The 18,770-nt window shown below is 66.1% G+C and carries 16 protein-coding genes; all 16 read right to left on the minus strand.

Annotated elements, in window-relative coordinates; genetic code table 11:
- Positions 1 to 15: 15 nt before the first annotated feature.
- Positions 16 to 3,525 (minus strand): DNA polymerase III subunit alpha, encoded by a 3,510-nt coding sequence (gene dnaE / locus CZ674_RS09025; protein WP_086992195.1) that lies wholly within the window; start codon positions 3,523 to 3,525, stop codon positions 16 to 18.
- 22 nt (positions 3,526 to 3,547) lie between these two features.
- Positions 3,548 to 4,462 carry an RluA family pseudouridine synthase gene (locus CZ674_RS09030; RefSeq protein ID WP_086992196.1) on the minus strand — a complete coding sequence of 305 codons (915 nt, stop codon included), beginning with the start codon at positions 4,460 to 4,462 and terminating at the stop codon, positions 3,548 to 3,550.
- Entirely contained in the window at positions 4,463 to 5,035 is a 573-nt protein-coding gene (lspA, locus tag CZ674_RS09035) for a signal peptidase II (RefSeq protein ID WP_159456951.1), read from the minus strand. It abuts the gene before it with no gap.
- Between the two features lie 8 nt (positions 5,036 to 5,043).
- The gene (locus CZ674_RS09040; RefSeq protein WP_086992198.1) at positions 5,044 to 5,727 is read right to left on the minus strand and encodes a DivIVA domain-containing protein; all 684 of its coding nucleotides are present in this window, start codon (positions 5,725 to 5,727) and stop codon (positions 5,044 to 5,046) included.
- A gap of 59 nt (positions 5,728 to 5,786) precedes the next feature.
- Complete coding sequence (locus CZ674_RS09045) at positions 5,787 to 6,080, minus strand: YggT family protein (protein ID WP_200810082.1); 294 nt, start codon at positions 6,078 to 6,080, stop codon at positions 5,787 to 5,789.
- A gap of 8 nt (positions 6,081 to 6,088) precedes the next feature.
- Entirely contained in the window at positions 6,089 to 6,550 is a 462-nt protein-coding gene (locus tag CZ674_RS09050; protein WP_086992200.1) for a cell division protein SepF, read from the minus strand.
- 29 nt (positions 6,551 to 6,579) lie between these two features.
- Positions 6,580 to 7,248, minus strand: coding sequence for a YggS family pyridoxal phosphate-dependent enzyme (locus CZ674_RS09055; RefSeq protein ID WP_086992201.1), 669 nt, complete (start codon positions 7,246 to 7,248; stop codon positions 6,580 to 6,582).
- Complete coding sequence (gene ftsZ / locus CZ674_RS09060; RefSeq protein WP_086992202.1) at positions 7,249 to 8,436, minus strand: cell division protein FtsZ; 1,188 nt, start codon at positions 8,434 to 8,436, stop codon at positions 7,249 to 7,251. It abuts the gene before it with no gap.
- A 167-nt stretch (positions 8,437 to 8,603) separates the two neighbouring features.
- Entirely contained in the window at positions 8,604 to 9,497 is an 894-nt protein-coding gene (locus CZ674_RS09065) for a cell division protein FtsQ/DivIB (protein WP_086992203.1), read from the minus strand.
- Between the two features lies 1 nt (position 9,498).
- Positions 9,499 to 10,896 (minus strand): UDP-N-acetylmuramate--L-alanine ligase, encoded by a 1,398-nt coding sequence (gene murC, locus CZ674_RS09070; RefSeq protein WP_086992204.1) that lies wholly within the window; start codon positions 10,894 to 10,896, stop codon positions 9,499 to 9,501.
- Positions 10,893 to 11,966: a UDP-N-acetylglucosamine--N-acetylmuramyl-(pentapeptide) pyrophosphoryl-undecaprenol N-acetylglucosamine transferase gene (locus CZ674_RS09075; protein WP_086992205.1), complete on the minus strand. Its 1,074-nt coding sequence runs from the start codon at positions 11,964 to 11,966 to the stop codon at positions 10,893 to 10,895. The genes murC and CZ674_RS09075 overlap by 4 nt, the downstream gene beginning before the upstream one ends.
- Positions 11,963 to 13,234 (minus strand): peptidoglycan glycosyltransferase FtsW, encoded by a 1,272-nt coding sequence (locus tag CZ674_RS09080; protein ID WP_143244702.1) that lies wholly within the window; start codon positions 13,232 to 13,234, stop codon positions 11,963 to 11,965. Before CZ674_RS09080 ends, CZ674_RS09075 begins: the two co-directional genes overlap by 4 nt.
- Positions 13,203 to 14,699, minus strand: a complete 1,497-nt coding sequence (gene murD, locus CZ674_RS09085) for a UDP-N-acetylmuramoyl-L-alanine--D-glutamate ligase (protein ID WP_086992207.1) — start codon at positions 14,697 to 14,699, stop codon at positions 13,203 to 13,205. The genes CZ674_RS09080 and murD overlap by 32 nt, the downstream gene beginning before the upstream one ends.
- Entirely contained in the window at positions 14,692 to 15,807 is a 1,116-nt protein-coding gene (mraY, locus tag CZ674_RS09090; protein ID WP_086992208.1) for a phospho-N-acetylmuramoyl-pentapeptide-transferase, read from the minus strand. The genes murD and mraY overlap by 8 nt, the downstream gene beginning before the upstream one ends.
- 2 nt (positions 15,808 to 15,809) lie before the next feature.
- Complete coding sequence (locus tag CZ674_RS09095) at positions 15,810 to 17,234, minus strand: UDP-N-acetylmuramoyl-tripeptide--D-alanyl-D-alanine ligase (RefSeq protein WP_086992329.1); 1,425 nt, start codon at positions 17,232 to 17,234, stop codon at positions 15,810 to 15,812.
- The gene (locus CZ674_RS09100; protein WP_234988528.1) at positions 17,231 to 18,766 is read right to left on the minus strand and encodes a UDP-N-acetylmuramoyl-L-alanyl-D-glutamate--2,6-diaminopimelate ligase; all 1,536 of its coding nucleotides are present in this window, start codon (positions 18,764 to 18,766) and stop codon (positions 17,231 to 17,233) included. Before CZ674_RS09100 ends, CZ674_RS09095 begins: the two co-directional genes overlap by 4 nt.
- Positions 18,767 to 18,770 lie beyond the last annotated feature (4 nt).

Raw genomic sequence — 18,770 nt, forward strand, 5'->3', positions numbered from 1 at the left:
CACCAGAGCGCTGCGTCATACAAGAGCACTGGGCCCGAGCAGGCTCTTCAGCTCGCCGAAAAGGTCGCTCGACACCTTCACCTGCACCGGCAGCTGGAACACCCGAGCGGCACCCGGTCGCTCGAGCCGCAGCTTGACGTCTGTCGGACCTGTGTGACGCTGCAGCACCTGCTTGAGCTCACGCGCCAGGCGCACCGTGGCACGACGCTCCATGAGGCGCAACTCGAGCGGACGGCTCTCGTCGATCGGCTGCACATTGGGCATCTCGACGGAGTTTCCGGTCAGGGAGTATCCGTCGTCGCGCGTGCGCACTCGTGCACGGATCACCGCGATCGAGTCTGGCTTCACGACGTGGCCGTACTCGGTGAAGGTCTTGCCGAGCAGCATCACATCGGTCTCGCTGCCGAAGTCTTCGACCGTGAGAATGCCGTAGGCGTTGCCACTGTTGCGGGCGACGCGATGCTGCACATTCGTGACCAGACCCGCGATCGTCACGGTGTCACCGTCTTCTGCGGTCTCGCCGATGTCTTGGATCTGGTGGCTCGCGAACTTCGCCAGCTCGAGCTCGAGGCCTGCCAGGGGGTGATCAGAGACGTACAGGCCCAGCATGTCGCGCTCGAACGAGAGTTTGTCGTTCTTGACCCACTCGGGACGCTCCGGAACGCCCTGATCGCTCTCTTCGAGATCGTCGAAGACATCGCCGAACAGGTCGACCATGCCGTGTGCCTCGTTGCGCTTCAGCGACACTGCGGCATCGACGGCCTCTTCGTGCACCTCGACCATCGCGCGCCTGGTCGCACCGAGGTCGTCGAAGGCTCCGGCCTTGACGAGCGACTCGATCGTGCGCTTGTTGAGCACCTGCAGCGGCATCTTCTTCAGGAAGTCGTGCAGGCCGGTGGCCGGCGACTGCTCTTCGCGAGCCTTGATGATCGCGTCGACGACGTTCGTGCCGACGTTGCGCACCGCCCCGAGTCCGAAGCGGATGTCAGCGCCGACTGCGGTGAAGTGGTGGCTCGACTCGTTGACGTGCGGAGACAGCACCGTGATGCCCATCCGCCGGCACTCGCTGAGGTAGAGCGCCATCTTGTCGCGCGAGTCGCCGACGCTCGTGAGCAGCGCCGCCATGTACTCGGCCGGGTAGTGCGCCTTCAGGTAGGCAGTCCAGTACGAGAGCACGCCGTATGCGGCCGAGTGCGACTTGTTGAAGGCGTAGTCGGAGAACGGCAGCAGGATGTCCCACAGCGTCTTGACCGCGGCCTTCGAGTAGCCGTTGTCGAGCATGCCCTTCTCGAAGCCGACGTACTGGCGGTCGAGCTCTTCCTTCTTCTTCTTGCCCATCGCGCGCCGCAGGATGTCTGCCTGGCCGAGCGAGAATCCGGCGACCTTCTGCGCGATCGCCATCACCTGCTCCTGGTAGATGATGAGGCCGTAGGTCGTGCCGATGATGTCTTTCAGCGGCTCTTCGAGCTCGGCGTGGATCGGCGTGACCTCCTGCAGCGCGTTCTTGCGCAGCGCGTAGTTCGTGTGCGAGTTTGCACCCATGGGCCCCGGACGGTACAGGGCGATCAGGGCCGAGATGTCTTCGAAGTTGTCGGGCTTCAGCAGCCGCAGCAGCGAGCGCATGGGCCCGCCGTCGAGCTGGAACACACCGAGCGAGTCGCCGCGCGACAGCAGCTCGTACGCAGCGCGGTCATCGAAGTCGAGCTGTTCGAGCACAGGCCGGTGCCCGCGGTTGCTCTCGATGTTGTCGAGCGCGTCGTCGATGATGGTGAGGTTTCTGAGGCCGAGGAAGTCCATCTTCAGCAGGCCCAGCGACTCGCAGGTCGGATAGTCGAACTGCGTGATGATGGCGCCGTCCTGTTCGCGCTTCATCACGGGGATGACGCGCTGCAGCTCTTCACTCGACATGATCACCGCACAGGCGTGCACGCCCCACTGGCGCTTCAGGCCCTCGAGCCCCTGCGCCGTCTCGAAGACGGTCTTCGCCTCGGGGTCGGAGTCGATGAGCGCACGGAAGTCGCCTGCTTCGCGATACCGCTCGTGCTTCTCGTCAGTGATGCCGGCAAGCGGGATGTCCTTCGCCATGACTGCCGGAGGGAGCGCCTTCGTGAGCTTCTCGCCCATGCCGAAGGGGTGGCCCAGCACGCGAGCCGAGTCTTTGAGCGCCTGCTTGGTCTTGATCGTGCCGTAGGTGACGACCTGAGCGACTCGGTCGACACCGTACTTGTCAGTCACGTAGCGGATGACCTCGCCGCGACGACGCTCGTCGAAGTCGACGTCGAAGTCAGGCATCGAGACGCGCTCGGGGTTCAGGAACCGCTCGAACAGCAGCCCGTGCTCGAGCGGGTCGAGCCCCGTGATGCCCAGCGAGTAGGCGGCCATCGAGCCAGCACCCGAGCCTCGGCCGGGGCCGACGCGGATTCCCTGCTTCTTCGCCCACTCGATGAAGTCGGCGACGACGAGGAAGTAGCCGGGGAAGCCCATCGAGACGATGACTTCGCTCTCGTAGTTCGCGCGCTCCTGCACCTCACCCGGGATGTTGCCGCCGTAGCGCTCGTTGAGCCCTCGCTGCACCTCCTTGATGAACCAGGACTGCTCGCTCTCGCCCTCGGGCACGTCGTAGCGCGGCATGTAGTTCGCCGACTCGTCGAACTCGACATTGCATCGCTCGGCGATCAGCAGGGTGTTGTCGCAGGCCTCCGGCAGCTCGCGGAAGAGCTGGCGCATCTCACCGGGCGACTTGAGGTAGTAGCCGCCGCCGTCGAGCTTGAAGCGGCCAGGATCGTTGATGGTCGATCCGGTCGAGACGCACAGGAGCGCATCGTGGCTCTTGGCATCGTGCGAATGCGTGTAGTGGAGGTCGTTCGAGGCGACCAGCGGGATGTCGACTTCGCGAGCCAGCCGCAGCAGGTCATCGCGCACCCGTCGCTCGATGTCGAGCCCGTGGTCCATCAGCTCGAGGAAGTAGTTGTCTCTGCCGAAGATGTCCTGGAACTCGCCCGCAGCCTTCTTGGCCTCGTCGTACTGGCCGAGTCGAAGCCTGGTCTGGATCTCGCCGGACGGGCAGCCCGTGGTCGCGATGATGCCCTTGCTGAAGCGCTGCAGCAGCTCGCGGTCCATGCGCGGCTTGAAGTAGTAGCCCTCGAGCGAAGCGAGCGACGAGAGGCGGAATAGGTTGTGCATGCCCTCGGTCGTCTCGCTGAGCATGGTGATGTGCGTGTAGGCACCGCCGCCCGAGACGTCGTCACCGGGGTTCGACGACTGGTCGCCCCACTTCACACGGGTCTTGTCGCTGCGGTTCGTGCCGGGCGTGAGGTAGGCCTCGGTGCCGATGATCGGCTTGACGCCAGCGCCTCTGGCCGCCTTCCAGAACTCGTAGGCCCCGAACATGTTGCCGTGGTCGGTCATCGCGATCGCCGGCATCTCCATCTCGGCCGCGGCCTTCACGAGCGGCCCGATGTGCGCCGCTCCGTCGAGCATCGAGTACTCGGTGTGCACGTGGAGGTGCGCGAATGAGTCAGCCATGCCCTGCCTTCGTCTCTTGGCTCTATGCGCGCAGCTGGTCGACTGCGCTCTGCAGATCCTCGGGGTAGTCGGATTCGAACTCGACGTCGTCGCCGTTCGGGTGCACGAAGCCGAGTCTCACGGCGTGCAGCCACTGGCGTCCGAGGCCGAGCTGTTCAGCCATTCTAGGGTCAGCTCCGTACATCGTGTCACCGAAGCAGGGGTGTCGGTGTGCCGACATGTGCACTCGGATCTGATGCGTCCGCCCGGTCTCGAGATGCACCTCGACGAGACTCCCTCGCCTGAAGGCCTCGATGACCTCGTAGTGCGTCACAGCGTGCTTGCCGGACTCCATCACGGCGAACTTCCATTCGCTGTTGGGGTGGCGTCCGATCGGTGCCTCGATCGTTCCGACGAAGGGGTCCGGATGCCCCTGCACAGCCGCGTGATAGACCTTCGTCACGAGGCGGTCGTGGAACTGGTGCTTCATATGCGTGTATGCGCGCTCGCTGTTGGCGACGACCATCAGGCCGCTGGTGCCGACGTCGAGCCGGTGCACGATGCCCTGCCGCTCGGCAGCGCCCGAGGTCGTGATGTCGAAGCCCCCGGCAGCCAGCGCGCCGAGCACGGTCGGCCCCTGCCATCCCATAGACGGGTGGGCCGCGACGCCGGCGGGCTTGTCGATCACGATGATGTCGGAGTCCTGGTGCACGATCTTCAGATCGGGCACCTCAAGCGGCACCACGGTCGGCTCGCGCTTGGGCTCCCATGAGACGTCGAGCCAGGCATCGGCGACCAGGCGGTCTGACTTCGAGAGCTCTCGGCCGTCGAGGCTCGCGCCTCCCGCTGCCAGCACCTCGGCGACCGTCGTGCGACTGAGCCCGAGCAGCTGAGCGAGCCCGGCGTCAGCGCGCTTGCCGTCGAGTCCGGCAGGCACCTGCAGGTAGCGGCTCTCCATCTACGACGCCTCTGCTGTGTCTGCCGGCGTCTCTGCTTCGTCTGCTTCGGACTCATCGGTGTGCCGCTGCCCGTCGATGCCGATGTTGAGCAGCACGAGCAGCACGAGGCCGCACATCGACACGACGATGCAGATGTCGGCGATGTTGAAGATCGCGGGGAATCCCCAGACGTGGATGAAGTCGATCACATGCCCCTCGAACGCGCCCGGCCAGCGGGTGAGGCGATCGTAGAGGTTGCCGGTGACGCCGCCGAGCAGTCCGCCCAGCACGAGCGCCCATCCGACGGAGTGCAGCTTGCGGGCAGTGATGATGATGCCGATCGTGACGGCGACCGCGAGGATCGTGAAGATCCAGGTCATGCCGCTGGCAAACGAGAAGGCTGCGCCCGGATTGCGGACGAACGTGAACTGCAGCGCTTCGCCGAGCACTTCGCGAGACTCGCGCTCGGCGAAGTTCGCGAGGATCCACTCCTTGCTCAAGAAGTCAGCGGTCCAGCCGAGCGCGGCAACGCCCGCCAGAAGGAGAATGTGTCTCCATGAGATTCTGGCGGGCGATGCCGACTGTTTCGACAATGCGTCGATCAGCTGTCGGCGGCGGTGTCGTCGCCCTCGGCGACGTTGCCCAGCGATGAGGTGCGGTCGAGGTCGCGGAGCTGGCTCTCGATGTAGCCGCGCAGGCGCAGACGGTAGTCGCGCTCGAAGCTCTTGAGCTCGTCGATCTTCTCCTGCAGGTCAGAGCGCTGCTGCTCGAGGTCGCCCTTGGTGACTTCGAACTCTTCAGCGAGCTGCTTCTTGCGAGCCTGTGCGTCATCGTTGATCTTCTGGGCGTTGGCCTCAGCACCGCTGATGAGCAGGTCGCGCTTGCCCTCTGCCTCGCTGATGAGCTCGTCGCGACGGATCTCACCTGACATGACGTGCTCGTCGTGGAGACGCTGTGCCATGGCGAGCAGGCTGGCGCTCGAGTCTGCCGACGGCGAGAACTCGTTCGATGCTGCGCCGGAGCCCTCGACGAGACCTGCGCTCTGCGCTGCCTCGGACTGCTGTGCTTCGTCAGCTGCTGCGGGTGCCTCGGCAGCTGCGGGCTGTGCGCCGCCCTGCTTGAGCTGCTCGACTTCAGCGGCCAGGCGGTCGCGCTCTGCGATGAGCTCGCGCCACTGCGTGGCGATCTCATCCAGGTAGTCGTCGACCTCTTCCTGGTCGTAGCCATCGCGGAAGCGGGTCTCTTCGAAGCGCTTGGTCAGCAGGTCGTCAGGCGAGAGTGCCATGTGCGTCCCTTTCGTATCAAGATTGTGATCTTCACATTCGTGCTCAAAACACTGTACCGCTATAGAACGGCGATCCAGCGCGCGATGTTCATGAGGATGAAGAGCGCGACGAAGAGCACGAGGATGGAGAGGTCGAGCTGGACGCCGCCCATGCGCACGGGCTTGATGCGGCGTCGGAGGAATTTCACAGGAGGATCAGTGACCTTCCAGATGATGACGAAGAAGGTCAGCCACCCCTTCTTCGGCTTCCAGTCGGGTCGGATCGCCGTCACGAAGTCGATGATGACTCGTGCCCACAGGATGAAGAAGCACAGCTGAGCGATCCAGAAGACCGTCAGCCCGACGATGGCCAGGGGAAGCCCTAGTGTGCGAAGACTGCGGAGTCAGTGTCTTCGCTGCTCTTGCGAGAGCCCGAGACGCTGATGGACTCAGGAGAGAGCAGGTAGACCTTCGTGGTCACACGCTCGATGCGGCCGTTCAGCCCCTGTGTGAGTCCGGCAGAGAAGTCGATCAGACGACGGGCGTCGCTGTCGGTCATCTGCGAGAGGTTGATGATGACGGGAATCTCGTCACGGAACGCGGATGCGATCTCTTTTGCGTCCTTGTACTGGCGCGGGTGCACCGTCAGGATCTCTTGCATTTCATTCACCTGCTGGGGGGCGCGACGCAGAGGCGTCACGTTCGCTGGGGCACTGGACTGCGATGCGGGGCGCTCGAAGCGCTCGCTCGTCTCTTCTGTGCGTGCTGGCGCGACCTCGGTCGTGGCATCGTCTTCCTCTGCGAAGCCGAGTGCAATGGCAGCTCGCTTGAGTGCGTTGCTCATGGGATCTCCTCCTGTGGGTCATTTCAAGGCTACGGCGAAGTGGGCCGCGAACCCGTGATTGCCGTGCCGATTCTCAGGTGTGTCGCGCCCGATTCGAGCGCCGCTCTCCAGTCGGCCGTCATGCCGGCCGAGATCGACTTCGCATCGGGGACGATGCGCTGCAGGCGCTCCGAATAGCCTGCGACTCGCGAGAATGCCGCTGCGGGCTCCTGGTCGAGAGGCGCGACAGCCATGACGCCGAGCACACGCACCGCCTCGGACGCGGCCGCACGCTCTGCGAGCGACTCGAACTCTGCATCCGACACTCCCCCGCGTCCGGCATCTGCGGTGAGATTCACCTGCAGGAACACGTCGCGAGTCGGAATGCCCTCGCCGGTCTCGAGCAGCTCGATGACCTCGGCGCGATCGACTGCATGCAGCACGTCTGCGTACCGAGCAACCTGGCGCACTTTGTTGCGCTGCAGCTGCCCCACGAAGTGCCACACGGCGTCTGGCTCATGCAGACCGTCGCGCTTGTTGCGCGCCTCGGGGTGGCGATTCTCGCCGAAGTCGCGCTGGCCTGCATCGAACAGCTCGCGCACCGTCTCGTCAGGGTGGAACTTGGTGACGACGATGAGCGTGGGCTCAACGGGAAGCGCCTGACCCGCTTCGCTCAGTTCCGAGCGAAAGCGGGCCAGGCGATCGGATGGGGTCGTCATCTACTTGAGGAAGTCCGGCAGGAACTCGTCATCGTCGTCGGCCTCTGTCTCAGCCTCGAGCGGCTGCACGGGTCCGGTGAGGTGCTCGGGCACCGTCTGCGGCGGCTGCGGGACAGCGCGTCGCTCTTCGCGGTCGCCGGAGGCAGCAGCAGAGTCGCTCTCGCGCTCAGACGAGCTGCCGAGCATCGCGTTGTGCGCAGTGTCGAACGCACGCTGCTCGCCCTCGGGCTTGTTCTGCGGGCCGGCGCCGTCGAAGCCTGCGGCGATGACGGTGACGCGCACCTCGTCGCCGAGCGTGTCGTCGATGACGGTTCCGAAGATGATGTTCGCCTCGGGGTGCACGGCCTCCTGGACGAGGCTCGCGGCCTCCTGGATCTCCATGATGCCGATGTTGGAGCCTGCCTGGATCGACAGCAGCACACCGTGTGCGCCATCGATCTTCGCCTCGAGCAGCGGGCTGTCGATTGCGAGTTCTGCAGCCTTGATGGCTCGGTCTGCCCCACGAGAGGAGCCGATGCCCATCAGCGCACTTCCGGCGCCCTGCATGACGCTCTTGACGTCGGCGAAGTCGACGTTGATAAGGCCTGGGGTTGTGATGAGGTCAGTGATGCCCTGCACACCCGCGAGCAGCACCTGGTCGGCCGTCTCGAAGGCCTCGACCATCGAGAGGCCCATGTCGCTGATCTCGAGAAGACGGTCGTTCGGCACGACGATGAGCGTGTCGACTTCGTTCTTCAGCGCCTCGACGCCCGTCTCGGCCTGGCCCTGACGGCGACGGCCCTCGAACGAGAACGGCTTCGTGACGACACCGACGGTCAGAGCGCCGAGGCTCTTCGCGATGCGTGCCACGACCGGCGCACCGCCCGTGCCCGTGCCACCGCCTTCGCCGGCTGTGACGAAGACCATGTCAGCGCCGGCGAGAGCCTGCTCGATCTCCTCTTGGTGGTCTTCTGCTGCACGACGCCCGATCTCGGGGTCGGCGCCAGCACCGAGCCCCTTCGTCAGCTCGCGTCCGACATCGAGCTTGACGTCGGCGTCGCTCAGCGTGAGCGCCTGCGCGTCTGTGTTGACCGCAATGAACTCGACGCCGCGCAGGCCGATCTCGATCATTCGATTGACGGCATTCACGCCGCCTCCTCCTACGCCGACCACTTTGATGACGGCGAGGTAATTCTGGTTCGATGTCACTTCCGACCCCTCGGTTGTGTTGTGCGACGGAGAACATTCAACCTGTACTTGAAGGTTAGAGTTTCTCTCACGTCTAACTTGCTGGTCTAGACGCTACGGCCGATTCCAGTTGCGGTCTGGTCAACACGCCGGAGTGTCGGCTGGACCGAGCTGAAGATAAAGGCTTCTCACCGAACCACGGGATGCTCGGGCGCCGACACGTCGATCGTCTTGCCCTTCACCGCGTCGCTCTGCAGCAGCGCCTGCACCGTGTCGGACTTCAGCCGCGACTGGTCGGGGCCGCCCCACACGATCATCTCACCGCCCTCGGTCTTGAGCTGAATCGACTGAGACGACGATGCCGTGATCTCGGCGACATGCTCGAGCATGAAGGGCGACAGGTTCTTCAGCACGCTGGCGACCGCCTCGAACTCGGCAGTGTCGGCCGCGACTCCGACGATGGTCGGCAGGTCTCCCTCGCCGTCGCGAGGCTCGCCGAGGCTCACCCCGGCGGCATCCAGCAGATGGCCGTTCTCGTCGACGGCGACTGGAATCCGCTCCTGGATCCTGATCAGCAGCGTCGACGGCGGCAGCAGGTCGACGGCGTACGACTCGAGCGACGTGAACTGCTGCAGCGCCTCGCCGATCTCCTCTTCGCTCACCAGCGCGATGGGCTTGTCGAGCTGCCCCTCGAGGGCTGCGACGATCTGCTCTTCGCTGACGCGGTCGGTGCCCTCGACGCGAATCTCGCGCACCGACATGATCGGAGTGGTCACGAGCGCGATCAGGATGCCGATGGCGACGATGACGACGCCGGCGCCGATGCCCCATGCCTTCAGCCGACGGCGCCTTCCCGCGGTGAACCGGCGAGCCTGGGCCCGCTCTGCGCGACGGCGCTGCCGCGATGCCTCACGGAGCTCGCGCTCCTGCTCTGCCTGCTCGGCCTGCGCCTCGCGCAGCCTCGCCCGCTCGCTCTCGCGGAGCTCGGCGTCGACCTGCTCGGCGTTCGACCTGCGCGGCGTCGACTTGCTCGATGCCGATCTCGTCGACGTCGAGCGTGCCGGAACCTCGGGCCTCCGCAACCTAGTCGTCTTCCGTCTCGGCGAGCGAAGCCTTCAGCTGCGGAATGATGAGGTTCACGTTGCCGCACGACAGCGTCATGACGAGGTCGCCCTCCTCGGCGATCTCGGCGACGCGGTCGCTCGCCTGCTGCCAGTCGGCGATGAAGTCGCGCTTGGACGCATCGGCGAAGGCATCGGCGACGAGTGCGCCCGTCACGCCTTCGATCGGGTCTTCACGCGCGCCGTACACGTCGAGCACCACGGTGTGGTCTGCGAGCCGCTCGTACACCTCGGCGAACTCGTCGGCCATGTCACGGGTCCTGGTGAACAGATGCGGCTGGTGCACCGCGATGATCCGGCCGCTCGTGGCGGTGCGTGCGCCCTTCAGCGCCGCCTCGACCTCGACCGGGTGATGCGCGTAGTCGTCGTAGACATCGACGCCCCTGACCGTGCCATGGGACTCGAAGCGGCGCCCGGTGCCGGCGAACGTGCGCAGCGCCTCGATCGCAGCCTTCGGCTCGAACCCGAGCGAGACCAGCACTGCGACGGCCCCTGCGGCGTTGACGCCGTTGTGCTCGCCCACGACACCGACTGAGCCCTGGTGGACCTCACCGCGATGCTCGAGGGTGAACTCGACCTGCTGCCCCGCTTCGATGCTGAGCAGGCGCACGTCGGCGTCTGCAGCCCATCCGAATGTCATCACGTTCTCGTGGCTGATCTGCTCGCGCACGCGCAGCGCACCGGGGTCGTCGGAGGAGATCACGACACACTCGGATGCGCGGTCGGCGAAGTCGGCGAAGGCCCGGTCGAAGGCCTCCTCGGTGCCGTAGTGGTCGAGGTGGTCGGTGTCGACGTTGGTGATGAGCGCGACGGCGACGTCGTAGAGCAGGAACGAGCCGTCGGACTCGTCTGCCTCGAGCACGAACAGGTCGGAGTCGCCGTGCTTCGACGATGTTCCGAGCCCGGCGACGACACCGCCGTTGACGAAGCCGGCGTCTGCTCCGAGCGCGTCGAGAGCCGCAACCAGCATGCCCGTGGAGGTGGTCTTGCCGTGTGCTCCGGCGACCGCGACGAGCCTGTGGTCACGCGCCAGCAGGTGCAGCGCCTGCGAGCGGTGCAGCACGGGGATCGCACGCTCGCGAGCAGCGAGCAGCTCGGGGTTGTCGGGCCAGAGCGCACTGGTCACGATGACGGCGTCAGTGTCAGGCAGCCGCTCACCGTCGTGCCCGACCCAAACATCAGCTCCGGCTGCCCGAAGCTCCTGCAGGGTGTCAGAGTCCGAGCGGTCGGAGCCGCTCACCGTCATGCCGGAGGAGAGCATCATGTGCGCGATGCCCGACATGCCGCTGCCGCCGATGCCGATGAAGTGCACGCTTCGGATTCCTTCGGGAATCGGTGCCGTGAGGTCTGGCTTGATCATCTGATCACCCGTTCGATGAGGCTGCACATGCGGTCGGCGCCGTCGCGGACGCCGGCGGCAGCGCTTGCGGCCGCCATCCGGTCGACCGCTTCGCCGTCTGCGAGCAGCGGTATGAGTTCGGCGCGAATCCAGTCTGACGTGAAGTCTGCGTCGGCGACGAGCACTGCTCCCCCGGCGTCGAGCTGATCCTGCGCGTTCAGCCGCTGCTCGCCGTTGCCGTACGGCAGCGGAACGTAGACGGCGGGAAGCCCGACTGCTCCGAGCTCGGCGACCGTGAGGCTGCCGGCTCGGCACGTGACGAAGTCTGCTGCGGCAAGCGCCAGGTGCATCTCGCGGAGGTACTCGATCGCCACGTAGTGCTCGATGTCAGCCGGCTCGAAGTCGGTCTGGCGGCCGCCAGAGAGGTGCACGATCTGCCAGCCGGCGGCCACGATGTCGGGAGCCGCCGAGACGATTGCCCGGTTGAGGCTGCGGGCTCCCTGCGAGCCGCCCGTCACGAGTAGCGTGCGACGGTCTTCGCTCAACCCCAGGCGCTCGATCGCCTCGGGCCGCAGCGCGGATCTGTCGAGCCCCGTGATCGCGTCACGCAGCGGCATGCCGACGAACTCGCCGTTGCGCATGGAGGTCGAGTGGTACGAGACTCCCACCGCTTCGGCCCACTTTGCGCCGAGCTTGTTGGCCATGCCGGGCCTGGCATTCGACTCGTGGATCACCACGGGGATGCCCTCGAGCTTCGCAGCCCGATACGCAGGCGCCGAGGCGTAGCCGCCGAAGCCGACGACCGCTGAGACGCCTCGCTCGCGGATCCAGCGGCGCACCCGGCGAACGGCCTTGGCCCACTTCGCCGGAAAGCCGAGCGCATACGCGTTCGGCCGCCTCGGAAACGGCAGCTTCGCGATCGTGAGCAGCTCGTAGCCCGCGTCAGGCACCAGGTCGGCCTCGAGGCCCTCCTTCGTGCCGAGCACGAGGATCTCGACGTCGCCGTCGCGCTCGCGCATCCGGTCGGCTGTCGCGAGGAGCGGGTTCACATGGCCGGCAGTGCCGCCGCCGGCGAACAGCAGAGTCTTCACGCACGTCCTTTCGCTTGCACAGACAGTATGACGTCTTCTGGCTTCTCGCCGTCCTGCTGGCGCTGTCGGTCGGCTCGCACCAGCGCGAGCACGACCCCGACCGCGATCAGCGTCGCAAGGGTCTGGGAGCCACCGGCCGACACGAGCGGAAGCGGCACGCCGAGCACCGGCAGCAGGCCGAGCACCACGGCGATGTTCACGAGCGCCTGGCCCACGATCCAGGTCATCACGGCGCCGGCGACAGACTTCGTGAAGGTCGACTGCGCCTCTCGGATGATGCGGATGAAGGCGAATGCCATGACCACGTACAGCAGCAGCACTGCCGTGGCGCCGATCATGCCGAGCTCTTCGGCCACGATCGCGAAGATGTAGTCGCTGTCTGCCTCGGGCAGCCAGTTCCACTTCGCACGCGAGTTGCCGAGGCCGACGCCGAAGAGACCGCCGCCGGACATCGCCCACGTGCCGTGCAGCTGCTGCCAGCAGCCGTCGAAGTACTCGGCCTCGGTGCAGCCGTCGAAGAAATGCTGCAGACGACGCACGCGGCTGCCGCTCGAGAGCACCACCGGAATCGCCAAGACTGCAAGCACCGCGAACGGTGCGATGAGGTGGCGCAGCCGCACGCCGGCGAACATCATGGCGCCGAACACGAGACCGACCATGATGACGACGGTTCCGAAGTCGCGTCCGAGCATGACGAGCACGATGGCGACGCCTGCGACGAGGCCGACCGGCCACCATGCATGCAGGAACTGACGGATGCGGTCGGACTTCATGAAGAGCACGTAGCCGATCCAGAGGCACAGGGCGAGCTTCAGGAACTCACTGGGCTGCAGCGTTGCAAACCCCAAATTGAGCCAGTTGCGGTTTCCCTGGATCTCCTCGCCGAGCGGCGTGAAGACCAGCAGCTGGAGCCCCATGCCGAGCAGCACGCCCCAGATCGCGAAGCGCCGGTAGAACCGCTCGGGCATGCGTGCTGCCAGCAGCAGCATCGGAATGCCGAGCACGGTGAACAGCCCCTGGCGCATGAACGCGCTGATGAAGCTGCCGCCGCCCTGCCGGGCCTCGACGCTCGAGGCTGCGAAGACCATGACGACGCCGAAGATCGCCAGGAACATGGTGACGCCGAACAGCAACGCCGAAGCACCGCCCGAAATCGGGATCACGGATGTCGCGATGCGCTTCGCGGACTGACCGACCCGAATCGCAAAGCCGTCAGACTGAGATGCCTTCGAGGCCTCAGTCGAGTCGGTTGGGGTCGTCGCGTTCATCTGCACCGCCCCTTCCTGCCTTCAGCTCTTCGACCGCCGCCTGAAAGCGATCGCCTCGGTCTGCGTAGCTCTTGAACTGATCCATCGACGCCGCAGCCGGAGCCAGGAGCACCGTGTCGCCGCTGGTGGCGACTGCGCTCGCCTTCGTGACCGCCTCACGCATGACGTCTTCAGTTTCCACCGCGAGCACTTGCGCGACCGGCACCCCGGGCGCGTGTCGCTGCAACTGCTCGAGCACCTCGGCTCGATCAGCGCCGATCACGACCGCAGCGCGAAGCCTCGAAGCGTGCTCTGCGACGAGCGGACCGATGGCGACGCCCTTCAGGAGTCCGCCGACGATCCACACGACATGCGGGAACGCGCGGAGGGAGCCGCCGGCAGCATGCGGGTTCGTCGCCTTGGAGTCGTCGACGTAGGAGACCCCGTCGACGACGGCGATGTGCTGCGTGCGGTGGGCGTCGGGCCGGAACGAGCGGATCGCATCGCGAATGGCCTGCGGCGCTGCTCCGTAGGCACGAGCGAGGGCGGCTGCAGCCAGTGCATTCTGCGTCATGTGCGGCGTCGCGAGCCCGGCTTCGCCGAGATCGTCGAGCGTCGCGAGCTCGAGCGCGCTGTTGTGCCGGTTATCGAGGAAGGCGCGGTCGACGAGGACGCCTTCGACGAGGCCGAAGTCGCTCGGCCCGGGAATCCCGAGGCCGAATCCGATGGCACGCGCGCCTTCGACGACGTCTGCCTCCTGCAGCAGCTCTTCTGTCGCGCGGTCTGCCGTGTTGTAGACGGCGGCGACTCGCACGTTCTCGTACGCCTTGGCCTTCGCCGCGCGGTATGCGTCGGCAGAGCCGTGCCAGTCGAGGTGATCGTCGGCGATGTTGAGCACAGCCGCCGAGTGGGGCCAGATCTCGCCCATCGTGTGCAGCTGGAAGCTCGAGAGCTCGACCACCAGCACGTCGAAGCCCTGCGGGTCGCGCACCGCATCGAGCACCGGTGTGCCGATGTTGCCGACAGGAGCGACTCTGAAGCCGCCCTCTCGCAGCATGTGCGCAGCCAGCTGGGTCGTCGTCGTCTTGCCGTTCGTGCCGGTCACGAGCAGCCAGTCGGCCGCGCGCACCTTGTCGCGCACGCGCCACGCGAGCTCGATGTCGCCCCAGACGGGCACACCCAGCTCAGCGGCTCGCTGCAGCCAGGGATGCGAGGGCGGCAGTCCCGGTGACGCGACGACCAGGTCGGCGTCCTCCAGCGACTCGGGAAGCGCTTCCGTCTCAGGTGTCTCGACGCGCCCGCCGATGACCTGCACGAGCTTCGCCCGGTCTTCGTCGGGACGCGCATCGACAACCGTGACCTCGGATCCGAGCTCGACGAGCGTGTCGGCGACCGAGAAGCCCGAGACGCCGAGTCCCAGCACCACTGTCTTCAACCCGCGCCACGCCTCGGAATGCCAGGACTGCAGTTCGCTGAGATCAGCCATTGGCCGCAGTCACCCACTCGAAGTAGAAGATTCCGCAGGCCGCAGCCACGCAGATGCCGGCGATGATCCAGAATCTCACGACGATCGTGACCTCTTCCCACCCCTTCAGCTCGAACGAGTGGTGGATCGGCGTCATCAGGAAGATGCGCTTGCCCTTGGTGATCTTGAAGTACGCGCGCTGGATGATGACGCTGCCGGTCTCAATGAGCGGCAGGCCCGCGATCAGGATGAGCAGCAGCTCGGTGTGCGTCAGCACTGCCATGCCGGCGAGTGCGCCGCCGAGGCTCAGGGAGCCGAGGTCGCCCATGAAGATCTTCGCAGGCGACGTGTTGTACCAGAGGAAGCCGATGAGGGCTCCGACGATGCAGGCCGCGACGATGGCGATGTCGAGCGGAGAGCTGACGTCGTAGCAGCGGTAGAGGTCTTCGTGGATCGCGCCGCCGCCGCCAAGCTGCAGGCACGACTGGTTGAACTGCCAGAACCCGATGAACACGAACCCGCCGAAGCCGAGAATCGAGGCGCCGGCTGCCAGGCCGTCGAGGCCGTCGGTCACGTTGACGGCATTCGACGTCGAGACGATCATCAGCAGCACCCAGGCCACGTAGAGGATGCCGCCGACGACGATGCCGAGCTGCGCCAGGTCGAGCCATGGGATGTCGCGCACGCCCGAGATGGCGAGCGACGAGACCGTGCGGCCCTGCTCGTCGCGCAGCGTGATCGAGAGCACGGCGAATGTTCCGCCGACGATGACCTGGCCCGCGACCTTCGCCCAGCCGCCGAGGCCGAGGGATCGCTGGTTCGAGATCTTCATGTAGTCGTCGATGAAGCCGACTGCGGCCAGCCCGACCATGAGGCCGAGCAGCAGGATCGCCGAGAGTGACGGCGGAGTCCAGGTGACGAGCTTGCCGATCGTGTAGCCGAGCACGGTCGCCATGATGAAGACGATGCCGCCCATCGTGGGCGTGCCGCGCTTGGTGTGGTGCGACTGGGGGCCGTCGTCACGAATGAACTGGCCCCATCCGATGCGGTGGAACAGCTTGATGAACAGCGGGGTGGCGACGATCGAGATGACGAAAGCGAGCACCGCCGACAGGATCAGTGCATACATGATCAGTCTCCGTTCGCTTCGCCGATGGCGTCGCCGAGGTCTTTGAGGCCGGCCGACAGGCTCGACTTCACGAGCACCAGGTCATCGTCTCCGATGCCTGTGAGCAGTTCGGCCGCCTCTTCGGCAGTCTCAACGTACACGGTGTCCTGGCCGTACGATGACTCGGCCTCGGCTGCGATGTGCGCGGGCTTGGCCGCGGGCCCCACAGCGATGAGCTTCTCGATTCCGTAGCGCACGACGAGTCGGCCCAGGCGGTCGTGCTCTTCGGCCGAGTGGCTGCCGAGCTCTGCCATCTCGCCGATGACAGCCCAGCTGGTGCGCTCGGACTCGCGGCCGAGGTGCGCGAGGGTCTGCAGCGCCGCCCGAGCCGAGTCAGGGCTCGAGTTGTAGGCGTCGTTGATGACGATCGCGCCGCTTGCCGGACGCAGCAGCTCCATGCGCCAGCGCTCTGCGCGAGCGAGCTCGCCGAGATCGGTCGCAGCCTGCGCGACATCGAGGCCGAGGGCATCGACGACGCTGAGCGCCGCGAGTGCGTTCATGGCGTGGTGCTCGCCGAGGATGCGCATCGAGACCTCGATCTCGTCGCCCCTTGCCAGCAGCGTGAACTCGGTGCCGTCGAGCGTCGTCTCGATGTCGGTCGCCTGCAGGAATGCGGATGCGCCCAGCACCTCAGGCGCGCCGGCGTCGGTTCCGAAGAAGCGCACCGATGCCTGTGTCTTCGAGTGCATCGCCCGCACGCGGTCATCGTCGCTGTTGAGGATCGCAACAGCCTCGGGAGCCAGGTCAGTGACCATCTCGCTCTTCGCGCGCTCGGTCATCTCGACGCCGCCGAACTCGCCGGCGTGCGCGAGCCCGACCTTCAGCACCACCCCGATGTCGGGGTGCGACATCGACACGAGCGACGCGATGTCGCCGACGTGCGACGCACCCATCTCGAGCACGAGATAGCGCGTCTCGGGAGCCGTGCGGAGCATCGTCATCGGCCCGCCGACCTCGTTGTTGAACGATTTGATGGGGCTGATGGTGCTGCCGTGGCGGCCGAGTAGCTGCTGCAGCATGTTCTTGGTTGTGGTCTTGCCGTTCGAGCCAGTGACGGCGACGACCGTGAAGTCGCCCGCTTCGCGACGTCGTCGGATGACTTCGGCCGCAAGCGCACCCAATGCGCGCAGGCCGCTGTCGACGACGATGTGCGGAACCGTGAGCCCGTCGATCGCGCGCTCCGCGATCACCAGCGCGCTTCCGCCGCTCACGGCGCTGTCGATGAACCGGTGTCCGTCGGTCTCTTCGCCGGGCATCGCGATGAACACGCTGCCGTGCCCGACCTCTCGGGAGTCGGTCTCGACGCTCGCGGTGATGAGCGCATCCGCCGCTCCGTGCAGCGTGCCGCCGATCGCCGCAGCGATCTCGCCCACGGTCATCGGCATCATGCCGGCCACCCGGCCTCGATGAGTGCGCGGCGTGCTTCTTCTCGTGCGCTGAACGGCTCGTCGACGCCCTTGACCTCGCGGTAGTCGACCTCGCCGGGACCGAACCACACGATCGTGTCGCTGCGCTCGGCGCGCTCGACGGCCGCTCGGATCGCGTCTTCTTCTGGTGCGACCTCGATGTACTCGGCGCCGTCGATCTCGGCGATGCCCTCGAGGATCTGCTGGCGGATCGCCACGGGATCTTCGAATCTCGGGTTGTAGTCGGTCACGACCGTGAAGTCGGCGAGGCGGCCGGCGATGCGGCCCATGTCGGCACGCTTGGTCTTGTCGCGGTCGCCGTCGGCGCCGAAGACCATGATGACCCGGCCCTCGGAGACGTGCTTGAGCGCCTTCAGTGTCTGCTCGAACGCGTCGGGGCTGTGGCCGTAGTCGACGAACACACGAGGCCCCTCGTCGCCGGAGACTCGCTCGAGGCGACCCGGGATGGCGTTGCGGATGCCGCGGTCGATGGCCTCGGTGATCGCATCGATCTCGAAGCCGTCTTCGACGAGCATCAGGATGGCGAGCGCCGTGTTCTCGGCCATGTGTGTTCCGATGAACGGAATCGTGACCTCGATCGACCTGTCGTCGCGGCCCGTCAGGGTGAACGATGTGAAGTCTGCGGTCTGGTCCCAGATCTCGACGGTCCAGTCGGCGCGCTCGGCTCGATTCAGCGAGTACGTCGTGATGGGGATGCGCGTCTCCTCTGCGAGGCGCTCGCCCCAGACCGTGTCGACGCACACAACTCCGCGCTCAGCGCGGTCAGGGGTGAACAGGTCGAGCTTCACCTCGAAATACGCCTCCATCGAACCGTAGTCGTCAAGGTGGTCGTGACTGAGGTTCGTGAAGCCGACCACTTCGAAGCGGATGCCCTCGATGCGGTGGCGCTCGACCGCCTGGGCACTGACTTCGAGCACCGCGGCACGGGCCCCCTCTTCACTCATGCGCGCGATCATGCCGTGCAGCTCGCTGGCCTCGGGCGTGGTCAGTGCGCTCGAGTAGACCTCGTCGCCGATGTGCCGCTCTGCAGTCGTCGACAGTCCGGTCTCGAAGCCGAGGTTGCGCAGCAGCGATTCGAGGATGAATGCGGTCGACGTCTTGCCGTTCGTTCCGGTGATGCCGTAGAGCTTCGGCGCTCGCTCCGCTGTGCGGTACACCCACGATGCGAGTCCTCCGAGGGCTGCTCGGGGCTCGTCGAGTGTGATGACGGGAATCCTGAGGTCGAGCTGGGCGGCCCCGGCCTCGTCAGTGACGATCGCCACTGCTCCTGCCTCGGCGGCCTGGGGTGCGTACTTGGCGCCGTGCGTGCGAGCACCCGGCAGTGCGACGAAGATGTCGCCCGGCTGCACCTGGTTCGAGGCGACCGTGATGCCGCTGACCTCAACGCCGTCGGGGTCGCCGTGCACGTCGAGATCGAAGTCGTCGACGAGTGTCGCGAGCGAACGGCTGGGCTGATGCTCGGGCCTCAGCGAAGAGGGAGCTGCGCTCTCCAAGATG

The sequence above is a fragment of the Agrococcus casei LMG 22410 genome (assembly GCF_900163565.1).
Classification (GTDB): domain Bacteria; phylum Actinomycetota; class Actinomycetes; order Actinomycetales; family Microbacteriaceae; genus Agrococcus; species Agrococcus casei.

Excerpts from the sequence above, each read along its gene's own strand:
- CZ674_RS09030 (WP_086992196.1), bottom strand. The coding sequence starts at position 4,462 with ATGGAGAGCCGCTACCTGCAGGTGCCTGCCGGACTCGACGGCAAGCGC.
- murC (WP_086992204.1), bottom strand. The coding sequence starts at position 10,896 with ATGATCAAGCCAGACCTCACGGCACCGATTCCCGAAGGAATCCGAAGC.
- mraY (WP_086992208.1), bottom strand. The coding sequence starts at position 15,807 with ATGTATGCACTGATCCTGTCGGCGGTGCTCGCTTTCGTCATCTCGATC.
- CZ674_RS09080 (WP_143244702.1), bottom strand. The coding sequence starts at position 13,234 with ATGAACGCGACGACCCCAACCGACTCGACTGAGGCCTCGAAGGCATCT.
- dnaE (WP_086992195.1), bottom strand. The coding sequence starts at position 3,525 with ATGGCTGACTCATTCGCGCACCTCCACGTGCACACCGAGTACTCGATG.
- CZ674_RS09050 (WP_086992200.1), bottom strand. The coding sequence starts at position 6,550 with ATGAGCAACGCACTCAAGCGAGCTGCCATTGCACTCGGCTTCGCAGAG.
- CZ674_RS09095 (WP_086992329.1), bottom strand. The coding sequence starts at position 17,234 with ATGATGCCGATGACCGTGGGCGAGATCGCTGCGGCGATCGGCGGCACG.
- CZ674_RS09055 (WP_086992201.1), bottom strand. The coding sequence starts at position 7,248 with ATGACGACCCCATCCGATCGCCTGGCCCGCTTTCGCTCGGAACTGAGC.
- CZ674_RS09040 (WP_086992198.1), bottom strand. The coding sequence starts at position 5,727 with ATGGCACTCTCGCCTGACGACCTGCTGACCAAGCGCTTCGAAGAGACC.
- murD (WP_086992207.1), bottom strand. The coding sequence starts at position 14,699 with ATGGCTGATCTCAGCGAACTGCAGTCCTGGCATTCCGAGGCGTGGCGC.